Source organism: Methylocella sp. CPCC 101449, assembly GCF_031921685.1.
Classification (GTDB): domain Bacteria; phylum Pseudomonadota; class Alphaproteobacteria; order Rhizobiales; family Beijerinckiaceae; genus Terripilifer.
In genome coordinates, this window is sequence record NZ_JAPDHU010000002.1 from 1,853,600 (window position 1) to 1,870,929 (window position 17,330).

The window sequence follows — 17,330 nt, forward strand, 5'->3', positions numbered from 1 at the left end:
CGAAAGTCAAGAATAACTTGCTTTTCTTTTTCAAGTTACGCTTTACAATCGCGACTATGAATGCGAGTCATTTTTCCGCTCATTTGAGACGCCTGCGCAAGGATCGAGGCCTTGTTCAGAAGGATGTTGCCGAAGCGCTGGCTGTTTCAGTGCAAGCGGTTTCGCAATGGGAGAAAGGGGAAACCACTCCCGAATATCCTAAGGTGATGAAACTCGCGGAATTTTTGGGGGTCTCCCTCGACGAGCTGTCGTGGGATGATGCGGAAACGCGTCACGATCCCACGCCCCCATCCAAAACCGTCGTGCGGGTCGCCGGCCTTGTCGGTGCAGGCGCCGAAATCATGCCAGACTATGAGCAGATACCGGACGGGCTTTACGATATTGATGTCTTGGTGCCTGTGCCCGAAGGAGCCGTTGCGCTCCAGGTCGAGGGGGACAGCATGTTTCCGCGCTATGATGCGGGCGACGTGGTGATCTGCTGGGGCGAACCCTCGAGCATGACCGAGATCGTCGGTTGGGAAGCCGCGGTACGTACGTCCGACGGCAAGCGCTATCTCAAGCGCATCCTGCAAGGGCAGAAGAAAGGCACGTTCGACCTTGAAAGTTACAATGCTCCGCCTATCCGCGGCGTCAAACTCGAATGGGTCTCACGTGTCCATCTCGTCGTCCGTGCCGGCCATTGGCAACGGCTTTCCCCGCGCGAGAAAATCCGCCTGATCAAGAAGGCAACGGGTGCCTCCTTGAAGCGACGCTAGCAGGCATCGGCTACCAGGACCAATCCATCTTCGGCTGAGGCTCGTCACCATCGTAGTGAACATTGACGATGGATTCGAATATGGCGGGATGCCCGCGCACGCCTTCAATCGTATATTCGGTTGGCTTGTAATCATCGTGCGTGGAGCGCCAGGCTTCCGCGCTGTCCCATTTCGCAATATTGATGAACTGAAATGTCTGATTGCCGACGCCTGTATTGCGATGCAGGTGCGTTTCGATAAAGCCCTTTTTCTTGCGAAAGGTCTCCGTGGTCCTGCGCCAATGTTGCAGGAACTCTTCTTCCTTGTGTTCAGGAACGATGAACACGTTAAGCAACGTGACCGGCATTACCCCCTCCATTCTCTCAGCGGGCAGCCCCCTCCAACCCGACGAGAACAAAAGTAAACTATATAGTTTATAATGACAATATCCACGCCGCGGCTTTGCCGCCTCGGTCCCCCGCATGAGCGCGACAAGATCAATCCTGAAAGCTATACCGATGGGCGATGACCGTCCCGATTGATCGCCCAGCACGCGACCTAGCCGCCAATCTCATCCGTCGCTTCCGTGACGGCGAAATCAGCAACGACCAATTCGAAGATCAATGGCCGAATGGATCCGAGGACCCGGCGCTATCCGCTCTGAAGGGCATGATCCGGCAGTTTTACGATGACCGCTACGAACATACGCTGACATGGCGCCACGCGTTGAAACCGGAGGGCCACGAGGCATTTAGCCGTTTTGCGCTCTTCGCCGACAACGATCTACCTTACCAGTGGCCACCTCACGACTTCATTGGCGCGGGTGGCCTCGGCTGCTTCGTCATCACCGTTGGCATTCTCGCCGCCTTGATCGCATTTTTTAAGTTCGGCTGGATGGCGGCCGTCCCAGTCGTCATCCTTCTTCTATGGCTTGATTGGCGCATTCATGCACGTAACGATCGCGCGCAAAGGACGCTCGAGGCCGCGGGAGATTTCACCGTCTGGCCATTTATTCAAACGACGGACTATGAAATAGCCCAAAAATCCAAGCGGCCTGAGACAATCAACGACCAGCTCAGGCCATAATGTGGTCATTCCGCCGGTGCGGCCACCGCCTTGGGAGCAAGGCTCATCCACGCAAGCGCGAGAGTGCCCAGCGCACACAGTGCGATCGCCGCCACCATGGCCAATGCGGTACCGTTGAAGAACAGGCTGACGCACACGATCACGAGTGCCGCAATGACCATCTGCAAGGTGCCAGCAAGAGCTGATGCCATGCCTGCAATCGGACCATGAGGATCGAGCGACATCACCATGCTGGCCGGAATGACCAAACCAAGAAAGGCGAAGGTCAAAAACAGCATGACGATGAGCACCACCACATTGTCGATGCCCGTTAGAACGAGCAGAAGATGCACCATCGCCATCGCGGCAAACGCACTGACAGCACCAAGAATGACACGTCCCATGCCGAAACGCTGGCCTAGCAAAGCGCTGAATTGAGAGGCGCCGATGAAACCTATGGCATTAAGCGAGAATGTCAGGCTGTAGAGCATCGGCGTCAGGCCGAAGTGATCGATATAAATGAAAGACGATGTCGCCAGAAAAACCATGAAGCTGGAAATGCCCAGCGCACCGATAATCGTCAGGCTCATGAAGTGCCAATCCCACAGCAACGATCCATAGCTCGACAACACTGGACCAATGCCACCTTTAACCCGTTCACTCGGCGGCCGTGTCTCGGGCAAGGAAAAGGCAACGAGAGCGAGGCCGATCACCGCTGTAACCGCCACCGCATAGAAAACGGCCCGCCAGCCAAATGGCACGATCAAAGCGCTGCCGGCCAGAGGCGCAAGAATAGGCGACACACTGAAGACCAACATGACAAGCGACATCAGCCGCGCCGCCGCCACCCCCGTATGCAAATCGCGGATAACGGCCCGCGGAATCACCATCGCGGCAGCAGCACCAATGCCTTGAACAACGCGGAAAACGATCAGCCATTCGATCGAGGTCGCCAGTGCCGCCCCCAATGTGGCCACCGCAAACACGGCAAGACCGAAGTAGAGCGGTGGCTTGCGGCCGACCATGTCCGACACCGGACCGTAAATGATCTGGGTGAAGCCGAAACCCACGAAATAGGCCATCAGCGTCATCTGCACGCCAAAGGTGCTCGCGTTCAGATCAGCCCCCAGCGTCGGCAAGGCAGGCAGATACATATCGATCGCAAATGGACCAATGGCCGAAAGGAGACCCAGAGTCAGGGCGTTGCGAGCAAAATGAGTGCGCATGGATGGTCCCAAGGGTCCGATTGAAAGCGACAAAGGCAGCCCTCGCCTCGCATACCCACGAGACGGGACAGGTTAGGCAAAACGGCGATGTGTGGTGTCGGCGCGCAACGAGCGCCGATTCTCGATAGCAACTAATATTGTCCGAATTTTGCACTGCACAAGATGGTTCTGATCTGCCCCTGCATGCAAAATTCGCAATGCTCGAACAGCCCGCCACCTCTGGAACGAACGAACCAGGTCGGCAGTTGTCCTTTCCGGATCCAGCGGCGGACCCAACGACCTATCCGGTTCAACTGACTATTTCCGGCAGCAGCGACGGAGCTCCCTTCACGGTGACTTGATTGCGAGCAACTGCCTCCGACTTGAATTGACCATAAGTGCCTTCCATCCAACGCACAGCGCGACGTAAGCGTGAACCCAGCGGAGACCATCGATGAACAATGCCGGATTGCTGCTCGGGCGCCTGCTGCTGGGCGTACCCTTCATCATTTGGGGCGCGCTCAAATTGACCGGTGCCGCCGCCTTTTCCGGCAATCTCGCCAAAATGGGGCTGCCATCGCCATTGGCCCTCGCCTATCTCGTCGGCTTCTGTGAAGTCATTGGCGGCCTGGCGGTTGTCGGAGGTTTTGCCCTGCGTTCCGCGAGCATTCTGCTGGCGCTCTGGTGTCTGGCGACGGACTATCTCGTCCACTTCGGAAACAGAACCGCCTTCTTCGACCATCTGGTGATGGCGGGCGGTTTCTTCGTTCTCGCCGCCGTCGGCGCCGGCGCCTGGTCGCTCGCCAAGGACCGCACGCTAGGCCTTCCGTAGACACCTCGCTAGACGATCTCTTTCCGAAACCGTACGGGACTTCTGATGTACCGCAATAGAAAAACGCGTCTTCGCTTCGCCATCGCCATCGGCGCATGGATCGGGACCGCAACGGTCTCAGTTTTCGCCGATCCCCTGTCTCTGTCAGTCACGAAAGCGCAAGCGACCATCGATCCTGGAACCGGGCTACCGGTGCTCAATCTTGAACTGACCCCAGATAGCCGGACAGCCTTTGGCGTGTGGACGAAGGATCTTGTCGGCAAACAGATCACCGTCAACATTGACGGCATCCCCGTCATCAGCCCCGTCGTTCGGGAACCCATCCTCGCAGGCAAACTGCAGATCAGCGGCGACTCCAGCATGAAACAGCTACAGGACTGGGCGCAGCGCATCGCTGCCGGCCAGTCGAAAATCGCAGTCGATTTAAAAAAGGACTAGTCGAGCCAACCTCGCTCTGTCGCAAAACCGCCGTTTTGCTCAGGTGAGTCACTGCGGACTGGGCCTAAGGAGGTGCCGGTGCGGGAGATGACGCAGGATCGGCGAATCCTCTGGAGCGGGTTGGCTTCCCTCTCGCTGCACGCGGCAGCCGGATTGACTCTCATCTTCTTTTCCACAATTCGGCAATTGCAGCCCAACATCGATCATAGCATCGACGTCGAAATTCTGACGATGCCGTCCCCACCTCAGACGTCGGCGCTCCTTCTGGGCACAAATCCACACGCGGAAATATCGTCTCCCGCAACAAGCGCTCCGCCACAACAACCGACTCAAGAAAACGTGACGAGACATGACGCCCCATCAGATGCCGCAGCGATGATACGACCAAGCCACATGCTTTCCGATCATATTCTCGCCGATCCCCGCAGTCGCAAAGCACGCGCCACGCTTCCAAAATTGGAAACTGAAGAACGGATGGTACAAATCTGCTCGCTTGAGGCCATGGCGCAGATCGAGGCTTGGCAAAAGACCTATCAGCCCGACAGTCTCGTAGCTTATGCGATGGCTGACACGAAGGTTGAGGGTAACACTCTCGTCGCGGACGGGGCAGCCTTCCACAGTAAGCACCAGTGGTACAATACGAAATTCACGTGCGATGTGACACCTGACCACATGAAGGTTCTGGCTTTCGCTTTCCGTGTCGGCGATATCATTCCTCAGAGCGAATGGGAGCGACATGACCTGCCGGCAGATGGCAAGCATCTCGACTGACAGCGTCACGGACTGCGTTAATTGGTCAAGACCCTCTGCTCTAATGCGGACGGGAGAACGACGTTCAGGCAGGCCCCTCCGTTTGGAGCATTCGCTGCCGAAACATGGCCCCCATGCAGATGCACGATTTCCCGCACCAGATTGAGCCCCAGACCAGCGCCCTTGCCATCGTGACGTAGACGATGAAAAGGCTCAAAAATCCGCTCGGCTTCTCCGGGCGGGATGCCTTCGCCTTCGTCGCAAACCTCGACTTCAGATGCCCCTGAAAGAGCTTTCCCGACGCGCACTGTGATCGTTCCACGCCGACCGCCATGCTGAATGGCGTTCTGCACCAAATTAGTCAAAGCCCGCTCCAACGCCGTCTGATCTCCCCAAATATGGATCACACTTTCATGGGCCCGAAAATCTATCTCATAGCCGGCGGCAAAGGCCAGCGGCGCCAAGTCGACAACCACCCGCTGCGCCATGGCTGTAAGATCAAGCCGAACGAAATCATCCGCCTTCTGACCCAATCGCTGCAAATCCAACAGCTGACCTGTCAGAACCGACAGACGTGTCGCATCCTCCAAGAGTTGTGCCTTTTGTGGGCCGGACGGAAGCGATGCAATGCGCGTGCTGAGAATGGCGATAGGCGTCCGTAGCTCATGTGCCGCGTCAGCGAGAAAGCGTTGGTGCCGTTCATAACCCTTATCAAGCCTTCCCAGAGCGTCGTTGACAGCCTTCACCAGCGGTTCGATTTCGCTTGGGATTTGATCGACAGATAACTGCACGCCACGCTGATCGATATCAACACGTTCCGCTTGCGCGGCTACAAGATTGAGGCCCGCCATCGCCTTGCGCACCACGAAAGGTGTCGCCAAGACGGTCGCCAGGGTCATAAGAGCGAGCACTGGCAAGCCAATATATAGCGAACTGATGGAAACGCCGGCGATAAGACGGCTCAAGGACATGCGGCCCTGCGTTCCTGTCATAATCTGAACCTTGCCGGCCGCGCTCTCAGTCCATTTGACGAGGCCGTCCGGTCGGCCAGAATTGCCTGGCTTCCAGGTCAATCGCGCCTGTGCGATATGATCGAGCTCCTGAGCCAATGGAAAGAATTCCGACGGCACATCGCCTTCTGCGAGCCTGTTGCCCGTTTCATCGCGGATCAGAAACCATAGACCCTTTGCCTCAGTTCGCAGTAGCTCGAGGTCCGAAGTCGAACGTAGGGCTAGGCCACCGCCTGCGTCACGCACCAATGCATCTCGCAATACATCCAGGGAGCCATCCTCATAGCCATCGATGATCCGCACCGTGGTCCAGACAGCACCGACGGCAAGGATGACAATCGCGGTTAGCATGATCGTTTGAAAAACAACCAGACGAACGACCAGACGCCATTTGAGAGAGCGCGGACTGCGCCAGGCAAATGTCATGCTATTTCTATCGGCGTTTCACGCAAGAGATAGCCGACCCCCCGAATTCCATTGATGGTAACTCCCGCACCGGCGTCGGCAAGCTTCCGTCGCAAACGGGAAACGTGCGTGTCCAACGCGTTCGACTGAATTTCATCGTCAAGCCCGAACACCGCTTCCATCAGGAAATTGCGGACCACCATACGTCCCGTGCGGCGCATGAGAGCTTCGAGGACTAGAAGTTCACGACGGGGCATATCAAGCGGATGGCCATCGACACTAGCTTCGCGATGGACGAAATCAAACGCCAGACGGCCGGCACGCACAATATCCGATTGCAAATGGGCCGGCCGCCGTAGCAGCGCCCGCAAACGCGCCAACAGTTCTTCGAACGCGAAAGGCTTACCAAGATAATCGTCTGCGCCGCTATCCAAACCCGCAACCCGATCCACCAGATCGCCGCGTGCCGTGAGCACCAAAACCGGCACTCGGTTTCCCCCTGCCCGCAACGTCGGGATCAGCGATAAACCGTCTCCGTCGGGTAGTTGCCGATCGAGCAGAACCACGTCGTGAACGCCCTCAGCCAGGCTCATCTCCGCCTCGATCAAATTAGGCGCATGATCAACCACCATGTCATGGCGGGTTAATGCCGCGCGCAATGCGGACACCATTTCTGGCTCATCCTCTACCAGCAACACGCGCATCGATTACGGTCCTACATTGAGCCACCCAGATCAGATTCGGCCAATCTGATGCCGCTGCATTGCGCGAACATTGCGTCAACATTGCAATACTCGAGTAAATATCTTTCAAAATCAATATGTAAGAGCCACTTCATGACATGCTCACGCAACCCAAGAGCCGCCATTTGAAACGCTATCAGTTTATCGGTTCATCCTGGATGGTTGCGTTTGCCCGCTCTCTTTCGCCGCCTCGCTCGCCATAAAGCGCTTCTACTCCCTTTTACCTGTTGCCTGATCCTCGCCGCCTGTGCAGGACCGGACGTGCGTGTGACCAATGCGCCGCTCTCGCTGACCACTGGCTCCCTTACGCCGGATCGCTCCACTGCAACGATGACTGAAACGGGGGAAGCCGCGATTGTATTGGTCTTTTCCGGTGGCGGCGCCCGCTCGGCCGCCTTCGGCTATGGCGTTCTCTCGGAGCTTGCACGTCAAACTTCATCCGACAAAGGACATACGCTGGCCGATGATGTCGCGGTGGTCGCAGGCGTCTCCGGTGGAGCGGTGCTCGCGGCTCACTTTGCCCTTTACGGGCGGGATGGCCTGTCTGCTTTCCGGCAGAGCTTTCTTGACCAGGATATAGAGGGCGAACTGCATACTTCCCTAACGCCAAGCAATCTATTGCGAGGCTATCAAGGTGGCGTGAATGATCTCTCAGGCTTCCCCTCGTGGCTTGATCGCCATCTCTTCCATGGCGCAACCCTCGGCGCACTGAACCATCCGGATCGTCCCCGCCTCATTATCCATGCGACCGATCTTTACAATCGCACGCCGTTCATTTTCGACCGTCGCTCTTTCTCCGCAATCTGCAGTCAGTACGATGACTATCCCCTTGCTTACGCGGTTGCTGCTTCCGCCGCTGTTCCAGTCATGTTTGCCCCAATAACCCTGCGCAACTACAACGCGGCCTGTCCCGTCGAAACAGAGAAAAAATCTCCATCTCGCCGTTACATTCGTCCGGCGCTCACCGAACAATACTATCGCGATTCCGTCGAACGTTATCGTTCCGCAACGGATCTGAATTATCTCAAACTCTATGATGGAGGCCTCGTCGATGGCATCGGCACGCAAAGCCTGCTGCATCTGATGAACCGCCCATCACCAGCACCTCTCCCTGAGGCGAAAGCACGACGCATCAAACACCTACTCTTTGTCGTGGCTGATGCATCGACCCGGATTGGTGGCGGCATTTCACAAACCGAAGCGGCACCTGATGCCAAAGAGGCTGTCGTCGGTGCGATCGACGCGATGATCAACATTCCGAGTTTGCAAAGCTATGACATACTACGTCGACGACTGCCGAGCTGGCGCGACGAAATCGTACGGTGGCGGTGCCAAGGCAGCGCGCGCTGTCAAGAACTCGACATTGGAATTGTCCGCATCGCTCTTGCCGACATCGCCGAACCGACGGCAGCCCGACGTATTCTCACCCTGCACAATCGACTAACCCTGCCGCCCCAAGACATCGACTTCCTTTCTGCCCTAGGCGGTCGTCTGCTGCGCGAACAGCCCGATTATCGACGGTTTCTCAAGCGTTTGCACGGTGATATCCGGCGCGGAGAGACATAACTTTCCGGCCATAGCGGAAACACAGGCTTGCGCTTCAGCCTGTGGAATGTCATATGAACCCACCATGATTTTTGCGCGCCAGGCAAACCTTCGACTTCTAGGCCCGACCTTCTGAGGAAGGCGGGATTTTCGTCGTTTGATTTGTTTATGCTGGTGCTGTCATGGTTTCTCCCATTGGATTGACATCTACTGATCGCCATCGCCTGAGGGCCCTGGCGCTTTGCAAGAGCCTGCGACTTATCGGCGGCCGTCGGGACTGACGGCAGCCCGGCGGCTGTATCCGCGCCGTATTCGTACTTCCCGAATACTCGCACACGGCTTTGCATCATGTTGACCAATCCAGAATCCAAATATCGGCCTATCATCGCGCCAGTTCTTTTGCCCGACAGGCAATGGCCATCGAAAACCATGACCGCGGCTCCCCGCTGGGTCTCGACCGACCTGCGCGACGGAAATCAAGCCCTCGCCGATCCGATGAATGTCGAGAAAAAGCTGCGCTTTTTTCACATGCTGCTCGAAATCGGCTTTAAAGAGATGGAGATCGGCTTCCCCTCCGCTTCGCAGACCGAATTTGATTTTGTCCGCAGTCTGATCGACGGAAACCTCATTCCCAACGACGTAACCGTTCAGGTCCTCACGCAATCGCGAGAAGACCTGATCGCGCGCACCTTCGAGTCGTTGCAAGGGGCTCGTCAAGCCATCGTCCACCTCTATAATGCGACCGCGCCATTATTCCGACGGGTTGTTTTCCAAATGGACAAGTCGGAAGTCATCGCCTTGGCCGTTTCCGGGGCGCAGGCCATGGCGCGAGAAGCTGCCAAACAGCCTCGAACCCGATGGACGTTCGAATATTCACCCGAAACCTTCTGTTTCACCGAACCGGAATTCGCGCTCGAAATTTGTGAGCGCGTGCTCGATGTCTGGCAACCGACGCCCGAACATCCGGCGATTCTCAATCTGCCGGCAACGGTCGAAGTGACCATGCCCAATGTTTATGCCGATCAGATCGAGTGGTTCTGCCGGCATATCTCACGGCGAGATAGCGTGATCATCAGTGTGCATCCACATAACGATCGCGGCACCGGAGTCGCAGCGACCGAACTCGCCGTGCTCGCTGGCGCGGACCGCGTGGAGGGCTGTCTGTTCGGCAATGGCGAACGCACGGGCAATGTCGATCTGGTCACTCTGGCGCTCAATCTCTACACCCAGGGCATCGATCCAAAGCTGCGTTTTGACGATATGCGCTCGATCGTGCGCACCGTCGAACATTGCAATGCCCTGCCCGTCCACCCGCGCCATCCTTACGCCGGCGAGTTGGTCTTCACCGCCTTTTCAGGATCTCACCAGGACGCTATTCGTAAAGGTTTCGCCGCCCACGAGACGCGCAACGATGGTTACTGGGAAATGCCTTATCTGCCGCTCGATCCCGCCGACGTGGGAGGCACGTATGAGGCCGTCATTCGCGTCAACAGCCAATCGGGCAAGGGCGGCATCGCTTGGATTCTCGAACAGGATCGCGGCCTGCAATTGCCACGGCGCCTGCAGATGGATTTCAGCCGCAAAGTGCAGGCCATAGCTGACAGCACCGGTAAGGAGATGAGTGCCGCAGATATCTGGAGTAATTTCGAAAAAGCCTATCACTTGAGAGGTCGGCAACGATTTGAGCTCGTTGACTACGACGACGGAGGCAAACGAAGTGGCTCTTCACGCGCCTTCACCGGCCGTATCCGCGTCGATGGCCGCGAGATCGCAGTCAACGGCCGCGGCAACGGCCTTATTTCCAGTGCGGTCTCGGCGTTGAATAACGGGTTGCAAATGGACGTCGAGATTGTCGATTACCACGAACATGCGCTGCGACGTGGCTCGGACGCGCAAGCCGCCGCCTATGTCGAATGCCGTATGCCAGACGATCGCCGCGTCTTTGGCGTTGGCATCGACGACGATGTAGCCACGGCTTCGGTCAAGGCACTGCTCAGTGCCTTCAATGCGATTTGAACTGTGGTGCGGGGCTTAGGCTCCGCACCCTTCCACTTGGCGCCTCAGCCCCTCTTGACGCGGACTGCCCATAAGGAAATTCTCTCGCAATAGAAAGAACAGGGGGCGGCTCATGCGGTGGTTAAATACAGCGACGATCGTCATTCTTGTCGTAGCCATTTTGATTTTCGCGTTCCAGAACCTGGAGAACGTCACCCTATCTTTCCTTGGTTTCCGGATCACCGCCCCATTGGCGCTACAGATTGTCATCGTCTATCTACTTGGCATGGCAACAGGAGGCAGCGCACTGGCCCTCGTTCGCTGGGCTTGGCGAGGCCCTAAAGAGCCCAATTAAGTGGTGCATGGTTGCCGCCCCTCAAATTGAAGTGAAGCGATAGACCAACCCACACACCCGCTGCTACACCCCGCTGCAGGACGAACGCGATCAACGTCCCAAATGAAGGAGTACGCGGTATGAAACTTTATTATAGTCCCGGGGCCTGCAGCCTTGCGGACCACATAGCCCTCCAAGAAGCAGGTCTCCCGTTCGAGAGCGAACGCGTCGATCTCCGCGCCAAAAAGACCGCCTCAGGTGCTGATTTCAACGCTATTTCACCGAAAGGCTATGTGCCGGCGCTCGTCCTGGGCAACGGTGAATTGCTGACCGAGAATGCCGCGATCCTCGACTACGTCGCCAATAAAGCGCCTGCGCTCGGTCTTGAAGGATCCCTCGGTCGTACGCGCCTACTTGAGGCACTCGCCTTCATCGGCAGCGAAGTCCATAAGAACTTCAAACCCTTCTTCGCCGGTGGAAGCGACGACGAAAAAGCCAAGGCAGCAGAGAACATCACGCGGCGCACCAAATATCTCGCTGACAGTTTCAAGGGAAACTATCTATTTGGCGACAAGCTGAGCGTGGCGGATTGCTACCTGTTCGTCATGACACTCTGGGCGCAGAAAGTGGGCGTGCAATTGCCTGCCGCGCTCGACGCTTTCCGCGATCGTATGAAGCAACGTCCCGCCGTTCAGACCGTGATGAAGGCCGAGGGACTCATTTAAAGCGAAAGAATGGCGCAATCTTTGCGCCATCCCCTCTCAAATTCGACTTTCTGCCTGCGCGGCATCCGCTTTGGTAGGATGTGATGGGACTGCACGCGCCAAATGGGTCTCGCCCCATTCATAGAGGGCACGCATGACGTGTCCGAGACTGCGCCCATGTTCCGTCAACGCATATTCAACCCGGGGCGGCACCTCCGGAAAGACGGTGCGGCTGATAATCCCTTCGCTTTCGAGTTCCCGCAATTGCACCGTCAGCATGTGCTGACTGACACCCGGGATGGCGCGGCGCATTTCATTGAAGCGGCAGGTACGCCGAAAGAGCTGCCAAAGAATCAGCATTTTCCACTTGCCATCGAGCACGGCGAGCGTAGCCGCGATCTCAGGCGGCGGCTCCTGCAAGCATTCCACGTGGCTGCAATCCGGCTGGGTAGTCATCTTTTCCATACTACACCATATTTTCCATACTACAGCAGAAAATCCATCCTACTTGTAATTGCATACTAACATCGACATTTCGACTGGCACTTTCAACCCCGAAGAAAAAACGTGCCACGGGTGTCATCATGTCCGTCTCGGCCACTACCGCAAAACCCATCTACCGCTATCGCTGGAAAAACATTGTTTTCTGGGCACTTGGCATCGCTCTGGCGCTCCTTTTCGTGGGCGCGGGCCTGGCCAAGCTCTACGGCACCCCCGACATGGTGCAATTGTTCACCGCGATCGGGATCGGCCAATGGCTGCGCTATTTCACCGGCGTAATCGAGATCGTCATCGGGCTGACCCTGCTCTATCCCGCGACGGTCGGTCTCGGCGCCCTTCTCGGCGCCATCACCATGGCCTTTGCGACCCTCGCCAATTTCGCCATCGGCCACGACATGATCCACTCGACGGTCATTGCCGTCGCCTTTCTGGCCATCGCATGGGAGCGGCGCAACCAGCTCTTCGCTTTGGCGGACGGCGTCTGAGTGGAGCGACACGCATGTCATTGCCTGTCGCCTCGCCCTCGCCTACCGGTCGCTGGAAGACGATTACCCTCCGCCTCATCGAGCTTGCCCTGGCTTTTTGGCTGACCGCTGACGGCATAGGGAAACTTTATGGCGCCGGCCAGACAATCGAGATCTTCAACGCGATTGGCGCTGGACAATGGTTTCGCGTTCTGACCGGTCTCATTCAGATGGCCGCCGCTGCTTTACTCGTCACCCGTGGCATGGCCGCATTCGGTGCCATCCTGGCTGCGGCCATTATGATCGGGGCGACCTCCGCCAATCTGACGGTTCTCGATCGCGACGCCGTCCATGCGCTCGTTCCTGCTCTGATATTTCTCGCAATTGCCTGGATCAAACGCGGCGAATTGTTCTCGGTCTTTTCTCACGCCTGACCATCGGCGTGATCCAAGTTGGTTGCGTTATCTCGGCTGTCGCGCCGACGCATTGTGGATCCGACGCCGCTTCCAGATTGTCCTGATGGAAGCTCCCCGCCAGGCAGTCGCTCCACGGCGTCGCGTATCGGCACCGAGCATTGCGTGACCTGGCGGGTGAGCGGTTGAGAGGCCGCTCACCTGCCGACTTATTCTAGATTCCGAAGGTCACATGCCCCTGCGCATCGATCGTCCAGGCCGGATTAAAAGCGATCTCCCAAGCATGATCATCAGGGTCAGCCACATAGCCGCGAAAGCCACCATGCAAAGGCGCATCCGCCGGCCTTACAATGCGGCCGCCCGCCTGCGCCAATCGGTTCATGACGGCGATAACCGCCGCTTCGCTCTCCACATTGTGAGCTAGGGAATAGGCGCCAGCGACGGCCAGAAGCGGCCGCCCCATGTCCGCTTCCAGCGACGGTTTGAGGAAACAGCCAAGCATCAGGCCGTTCATTTGGAAGAAGAAGATTTCTGCATTCTCAAACACTGGCGACCAGCCGAAGCCTTCGCCGTAAAAATGCTTCGACCGAGCAAGATCGGCAACGCCGATGGTAATGATTGAGATTTGCTGTTGCATGCCCAAACCTTTCATACGCCGGCACCCCATGCGCCAGCGGGAAAGTCTTGGGACTCGACGCCGAAAGCGACGGCCAGGACCCACTTGCGTGGGGATCGGGCTAACCGCACCGATCTCTCCTTTTTCGACCGTCGTCTTTTACTGAAACGTCGCAAATACCGCAACGGACCAGTTGAAATGATCCTGGCGACCCAGCTAAAACGGTTCACGCATCAAGAGTTGGGGCGAGACCCAACGCCAACCTGCTGACCGAGCAAGGTGGCCTCTCTGAAGGGAGGATGTGGCCGAACCGGCAACCAAACGGATCCAGCCACCGCGTCTGTCTCGCCCGGAGTGAAGGACGCACGCGGAAATGCCGATCAAAATTCCCGATGACCTGCCTGCTTATGACACCCTCAATGCCGAGGGCGTCATGGTCATGCGCGAAACAGACGCAATCCGCCAGGACATCCGCCCGATGCGGATCGGTTTGCTCAATCTGATGCCCAACAAAATCCGCACGGAAACACAGATTGCGCGTCTGCTTGCCGCCACCCCCCTGCAGGTCGAACTGACCCTGGTACGTATGACCGACCATATCGCCCGCAACACCCCAGCCGATCACATGCGTGCTTTCTACCGCCCATGGGCGGACATGCAGTCTGATCGTTTCGACGGCTTTCTCATCACGGGCGCTCCCGTCGAGCGGATGCCGTTCGAGGAAGTTGGCTATTGGGACGAGCTACAGCGCGTACTCGACTGGACGCAAACGCACGTGCATCGCACCTTTACCATCTGTTGGGGCGCGCAAGCCGCCACGCATCATTTCCACGGCATGCCGAAACATGCACTCGCGCAGAAAGCATTTGGCGTCTATCGACAGCGCAATCTCGTGCCATCATCGCCTTTCATGCGCGGCTTTTCAGACGATTTCTCCGTCCCCGTATCTCGTTGGACGGAAACGCGAGGCAGCGATATTCCGCGTGGCAGTAATCTCACCGTATTGGCCGACAGCGATGAAACGGGCCTCTGTCTAGTAGACGATCCGCAACACCGCACCCTGCATATGTTCAATCACATCGAATACGATTCGACTTCTTTGGCCGAAGAATATGTGCGGGACATCGAGAATGGCATGCAACTGCCAAGCAATTATTTTCCCGCCGATGACCCGCAGCATCAGCCGAAGAACCGCTGGCGCAGCCATGCTCATCTCCTCTTCGGAAACTGGATCAATGAGATTTACCAGACGACACCTTTCGATGTGGAACGTATCGGCAGCGCATCCTATTTCTAGGTTTTCCGCATTGATGATCTGGAACCATCGGGCACCGTGAAGTGGTGATAGCTTGCTGGTTTATGGCCGCTTGGTGAAACAATCTTAATGTTGGGGGATTTGCCCCAGATTTGTCCCAGTAGCGAGGCACGTTTACATCGCAATAGCCGCCAGAACGGCCTCCAAGCCTCGCGGCGACGTAAGGCGATCATGATGCAAAATACGCGCCCTCTCCCCAATCCATCCCGGCCATTCACTTCATCCGATACGTCAAGCCGACGCGACTTCCTTTATATCGCCACGGCTGCCATGGCTGGCGTCGGAACGAGCGCCGTTCTCTGGCCTCTGATCAATCAGATGCAGCCGGACGCTTCCGTCATTGCTGCGGGCGTACCCATCGACATCGATATCAGTCAGCTTGAACCAGGACAGCAAATGCGAGCCATATGGCGTGGCATGGCACTCGCAAGTCTGCAAAACCCTCAGCTTCTCGCCATGCTGCGCGATCCTCAATCCAGCCAACTACAACAACCGCCCTACGCGGTGAATTGGCACCGATCGATCAAGCCTGAATTTCTCGTCCTGGTCGGCATCTGTACCCATCTTGGCTGCCTGCCCGAATTCAAGCCGGACGGCAGCGTCGGTGGTTACGACGGCTATTTCTGCCCGTGTCACGGCTCCAAATATGATCTCGCAGGCCGCGTCTTTTCCGGCGTTCCCGCGCCCTATAATCTGCCCGTGCCTCCACACCGCTACGTCAACGATAAAGTGCTGCGCATCGGCGAAAATCCGGACGGCCAGACCTTCGATTTCGGCACGATAGAACAGGTCTAGCGCGGCCTTAGCTAACCACTGATCGCGCAAAAATTGTGAACGTTGTATGCGCGCACGTTAAGGCCCGAGCGATCGGGCGGAACTTCATCGGCACTGGCACGTTTTTACATCGACATCCTGAGGTGACGGCCGGGTTGCGATGCTGATGAGACTGCTGCCATCAATGCTTAGCCAGCCCCTCTCTGGAGGATGGCTCGCAGCATGCTTGCTCTGTACGTCCGCTGTAGCTGGTGTCCCAGCCGACGCGAGCAAGAAGATCGACGCGCTTTACGAAAAATTTGAGCAGCGGATCAGGGCCCGGCAAGCCGAAGGCACCATGCCAACACTCGCAACGCCAGCCGATGCGGAACTTCTCAATACATTTTGGAATCCAGCTCTCGTCGGCGAAGCTCCTTATGGAGCGGCGGACAGCGAATCTCTGATGACCATTCTCGCCAGGCAACGCAGCGTACTCAGCGCCTATGTCTTCTTTTCTCACGGCTCGTCGGAACGCCCACCGCTCGCCAGTAATATTCTCACATTTCAGGACGAAATCGTTCGTGCTCAAATTGTACAATTGAAGATCGTTGGTGCCCTGGCGGCAGTCGCCACAGATGTCTCCGTCTTGATCCAAGATCGACAGATGGACGACGTCAAGCGCTTCGGCATCTCCTCATTCAAAGTTGCCTACGCACCATTTCTGCAGAACGTGAATGAAATTATCGCACTGCCAGGATTGCGGATGCCCAATCGTTCCGCTCTTGCAAAAACATTGGCTGAGAATCTGGCTCGGATTGCGCCGGCTTTGGCCCAACGCGACCGGCTAAAGATCGCCACGCAACTCAAGTCCTCGCAATCCCTCCTACCCGAGAGCGACCGGCCGGAAATCGATACCGCCCTCGAGCAATTCCTTGCCCAGCCCTGCACCGGCATTTGCGCCATGCGCTGATCAAAATTCAATCATATCTTGATAAATTAGTTGACATAATATCAAGTATTAATTAAATTCGCTCGTCTGCGAATATTCGCAGCTAGTGGGGAGCAGGCAGTGGCGGGTCCAAAAGGAAAGCCTATCAAATCTGCCGCTTTGAGCACTCGACATCCTCCACCTCCCATCCCGTCCGCCCCAAAACGAGACCTCGAGCGCTTCACCTTCGTCATTCAGGCGGATCGGCGCGGCTGTGTCAGTGTCACTGAATTCGATTGTCACGCCACTCAGGCCGAAATCGCCCAGGCGCTCTGCGATAGCAACCTCCCCGATTGCCCCGTTCTCCACATTCTGGAGGGCCATATCGGGGATATGCTGCGCGATGTGACTGAAGACGTCGCCCGTGAGATCGGCCGGATGGCCGAGCGCGCCGCGCAAGATCATTGGACGATCCAGACCTGTGCGGCCCAGCTTCTTCGGCGCTTCGACCTCTTCGACGCCTGCGAACACCACCTCATGATCGAATATCTGAACCAACCGCTCATGGATATCGGTTAAA

21 protein-coding genes and 1 riboswitch are annotated in these 17,330 nt (G+C 57.0%); of the genes, 15 read left to right on the forward strand and 6 right to left on the reverse strand.

What is annotated here, in order from left to right:
* The first annotated feature begins 17 nt into the window (after positions 1-17).
* Entirely contained in the window at positions 18-755 is a 738-nt protein-coding gene (locus OIM99_RS19775; RefSeq protein ID WP_311852169.1) for a helix-turn-helix domain-containing protein, read from the forward strand.
* A 10-nt stretch (positions 756-765) separates the two neighbouring features.
* Here the strand turns inward: OIM99_RS19775 and OIM99_RS19780 are convergent, their stop codons facing one another.
* A complete protein-coding gene (locus OIM99_RS19780; protein ID WP_311852170.1) occupies positions 766-1,101 on the reverse strand; it encodes an antibiotic biosynthesis monooxygenase family protein in 336 nt (111 codons plus the stop codon).
* Between the two features lie 158 nt (positions 1,102-1,259).
* On the opposite strand from OIM99_RS19780, the gene OIM99_RS19785 reads away from it, so the two are divergent.
* Positions 1,260-1,820, forward strand: coding sequence for a hypothetical protein (locus OIM99_RS19785; protein WP_311852171.1), 561 nt, complete (start codon positions 1,260-1,262; stop codon positions 1,818-1,820).
* Between the two features lie 5 nt (positions 1,821-1,825).
* On the opposite strand, the gene OIM99_RS19790 is transcribed toward OIM99_RS19785, so the two are convergent.
* Entirely contained in the window at positions 1,826-3,025 is a 1,200-nt protein-coding gene (locus OIM99_RS19790; protein WP_311852172.1) for a multidrug effflux MFS transporter, read from the reverse strand.
* 433 nt (positions 3,026-3,458) lie between these two features.
* Between OIM99_RS19790 and OIM99_RS19795 the strand changes: the two genes are divergently transcribed.
* The 3 genes from OIM99_RS19795 to OIM99_RS19805 all read left to right on the forward strand — a co-directional run bounded on the left by OIM99_RS19795 (position 3,459) and on the right by OIM99_RS19805 (position 5,045).
* The gene (locus tag OIM99_RS19795) at positions 3,459-3,836 is read left to right on the forward strand and encodes a DoxX family protein (RefSeq protein WP_311852173.1); all 378 of its coding nucleotides are present in this window, start codon (positions 3,459-3,461) and stop codon (positions 3,834-3,836) included.
* 45 nt (positions 3,837-3,881) lie between these two features.
* Positions 3,882-4,274 carry a SecDF P1 head subdomain-containing protein gene (locus tag OIM99_RS19800; protein WP_311852174.1) on the forward strand — a complete coding sequence of 131 codons (393 nt, stop codon included), beginning with the start codon at positions 3,882-3,884 and terminating at the stop codon, positions 4,272-4,274.
* 87 nt (positions 4,275-4,361) lie between these two features.
* Positions 4,362-5,045, forward strand: coding sequence for a DUF930 domain-containing protein (locus OIM99_RS19805; RefSeq protein ID WP_311852175.1), 684 nt, complete (start codon positions 4,362-4,364; stop codon positions 5,043-5,045).
* Positions 5,046-5,062: 17 nt separating this feature from the next.
* Here the strand turns inward: OIM99_RS19805 and OIM99_RS19810 are convergent, their stop codons facing one another.
* Positions 5,063-6,460 (reverse strand): HAMP domain-containing sensor histidine kinase, encoded by a 1,398-nt coding sequence (locus OIM99_RS19810; RefSeq protein WP_311852176.1) that lies wholly within the window; start codon positions 6,458-6,460, stop codon positions 5,063-5,065.
* Positions 6,457-7,143: a response regulator transcription factor gene (locus OIM99_RS19815; RefSeq protein ID WP_311852177.1), complete on the reverse strand. Its 687-nt coding sequence runs from the start codon at positions 7,141-7,143 to the stop codon at positions 6,457-6,459. The genes OIM99_RS19810 and OIM99_RS19815 overlap by 4 nt, the downstream gene beginning before the upstream one ends.
* 306 nt (positions 7,144-7,449) lie before the next feature.
* On the opposite strand from OIM99_RS19815, the gene OIM99_RS19820 reads away from it, so the two are divergent.
* The 4 genes from OIM99_RS19820 (at position 7,450) to OIM99_RS19835 (ending at position 11,781) form a co-directional block, all read left to right on the forward strand.
* The gene (locus OIM99_RS19820) at positions 7,450-8,748 is read left to right on the forward strand and encodes a patatin-like phospholipase family protein (protein WP_311852178.1); all 1,299 of its coding nucleotides are present in this window, start codon (positions 7,450-7,452) and stop codon (positions 8,746-8,748) included.
* A gap of 327 nt (positions 8,749-9,075) precedes the next feature.
* Positions 9,076-10,743, forward strand: a complete 1,668-nt coding sequence (gene leuA / locus OIM99_RS19825; RefSeq protein ID WP_311852179.1) for a 2-isopropylmalate synthase — start codon at positions 9,076-9,078, stop codon at positions 10,741-10,743.
* Positions 10,744-10,855: 112 nt separating this feature from the next.
* A complete protein-coding gene (locus tag OIM99_RS19830) occupies positions 10,856-11,077 on the forward strand; it encodes a hypothetical protein (protein WP_311852180.1) in 222 nt (73 codons plus the stop codon).
* A gap of 119 nt (positions 11,078-11,196) precedes the next feature.
* Positions 11,197-11,781: a glutathione S-transferase N-terminal domain-containing protein gene (locus tag OIM99_RS19835; RefSeq protein WP_311852181.1), complete on the forward strand. Its 585-nt coding sequence runs from the start codon at positions 11,197-11,199 to the stop codon at positions 11,779-11,781.
* Between the two features lie 36 nt (positions 11,782-11,817).
* On the opposite strand, the gene OIM99_RS19840 is transcribed toward OIM99_RS19835, so the two are convergent.
* The gene (locus OIM99_RS19840; RefSeq protein ID WP_311852182.1) at positions 11,818-12,225 is read right to left on the reverse strand and encodes a helix-turn-helix domain-containing protein; all 408 of its coding nucleotides are present in this window, start codon (positions 12,223-12,225) and stop codon (positions 11,818-11,820) included.
* Positions 12,226-12,344: 119 nt separating this feature from the next.
* Between OIM99_RS19840 and OIM99_RS19845 the strand changes: the two genes are divergently transcribed.
* Together OIM99_RS19845 and OIM99_RS19850 are read left to right on the forward strand one after the other, a co-directional pair.
* Positions 12,345-12,746: a DoxX family protein gene (locus OIM99_RS19845; protein ID WP_311852183.1), complete on the forward strand. Its 402-nt coding sequence runs from the start codon at positions 12,345-12,347 to the stop codon at positions 12,744-12,746.
* A 14-nt stretch (positions 12,747-12,760) separates the two neighbouring features.
* Positions 12,761-13,159, forward strand: a complete 399-nt coding sequence (locus tag OIM99_RS19850) for a DoxX family protein (RefSeq protein ID WP_311852184.1) — start codon at positions 12,761-12,763, stop codon at positions 13,157-13,159.
* 193 nt (positions 13,160-13,352) lie between these two features.
* On the opposite strand, the gene OIM99_RS19855 is transcribed toward OIM99_RS19850, so the two are convergent.
* Positions 13,353-13,775 carry a VOC family protein gene (locus tag OIM99_RS19855; RefSeq protein WP_311852185.1) on the reverse strand — a complete coding sequence of 141 codons (423 nt, stop codon included), beginning with the start codon at positions 13,773-13,775 and terminating at the stop codon, positions 13,353-13,355.
* A gap of 204 nt (positions 13,776-13,979) precedes the next feature.
* Positions 13,980-14,085, forward strand: a riboswitch (SAM-I-IV-variant riboswitch).
* Positions 14,086-14,127: 42 nt separating this feature from the next.
* On the opposite strand from OIM99_RS19855, the gene metA reads away from it, so the two are divergent.
* From metA to OIM99_RS19875, 4 genes are all read left to right on the forward strand, one after another.
* On the forward strand, positions 14,128-15,051 hold the full coding sequence (metA, locus tag OIM99_RS19860) for a homoserine O-succinyltransferase (RefSeq protein ID WP_311852186.1): 924 nt from the start codon (positions 14,128-14,130) through the stop codon (positions 15,049-15,051).
* A gap of 192 nt (positions 15,052-15,243) precedes the next feature.
* Positions 15,244-15,864, forward strand: coding sequence for a ubiquinol-cytochrome c reductase iron-sulfur subunit (petA, locus tag OIM99_RS19865; RefSeq protein ID WP_311852290.1), 621 nt, complete (start codon positions 15,244-15,246; stop codon positions 15,862-15,864).
* 139 nt (positions 15,865-16,003) lie between these two features.
* Positions 16,004-16,792 (forward strand): hypothetical protein, encoded by a 789-nt coding sequence (locus OIM99_RS19870; RefSeq protein WP_311852187.1) that lies wholly within the window; start codon positions 16,004-16,006, stop codon positions 16,790-16,792.
* Between the two features lie 99 nt (positions 16,793-16,891).
* Positions 16,892-17,329: a hypothetical protein gene (locus tag OIM99_RS19875; protein WP_311852188.1), complete on the forward strand. Its 438-nt coding sequence runs from the start codon at positions 16,892-16,894 to the stop codon at positions 17,327-17,329.
* Position 17,330: the final 1 nt, after the last annotated feature.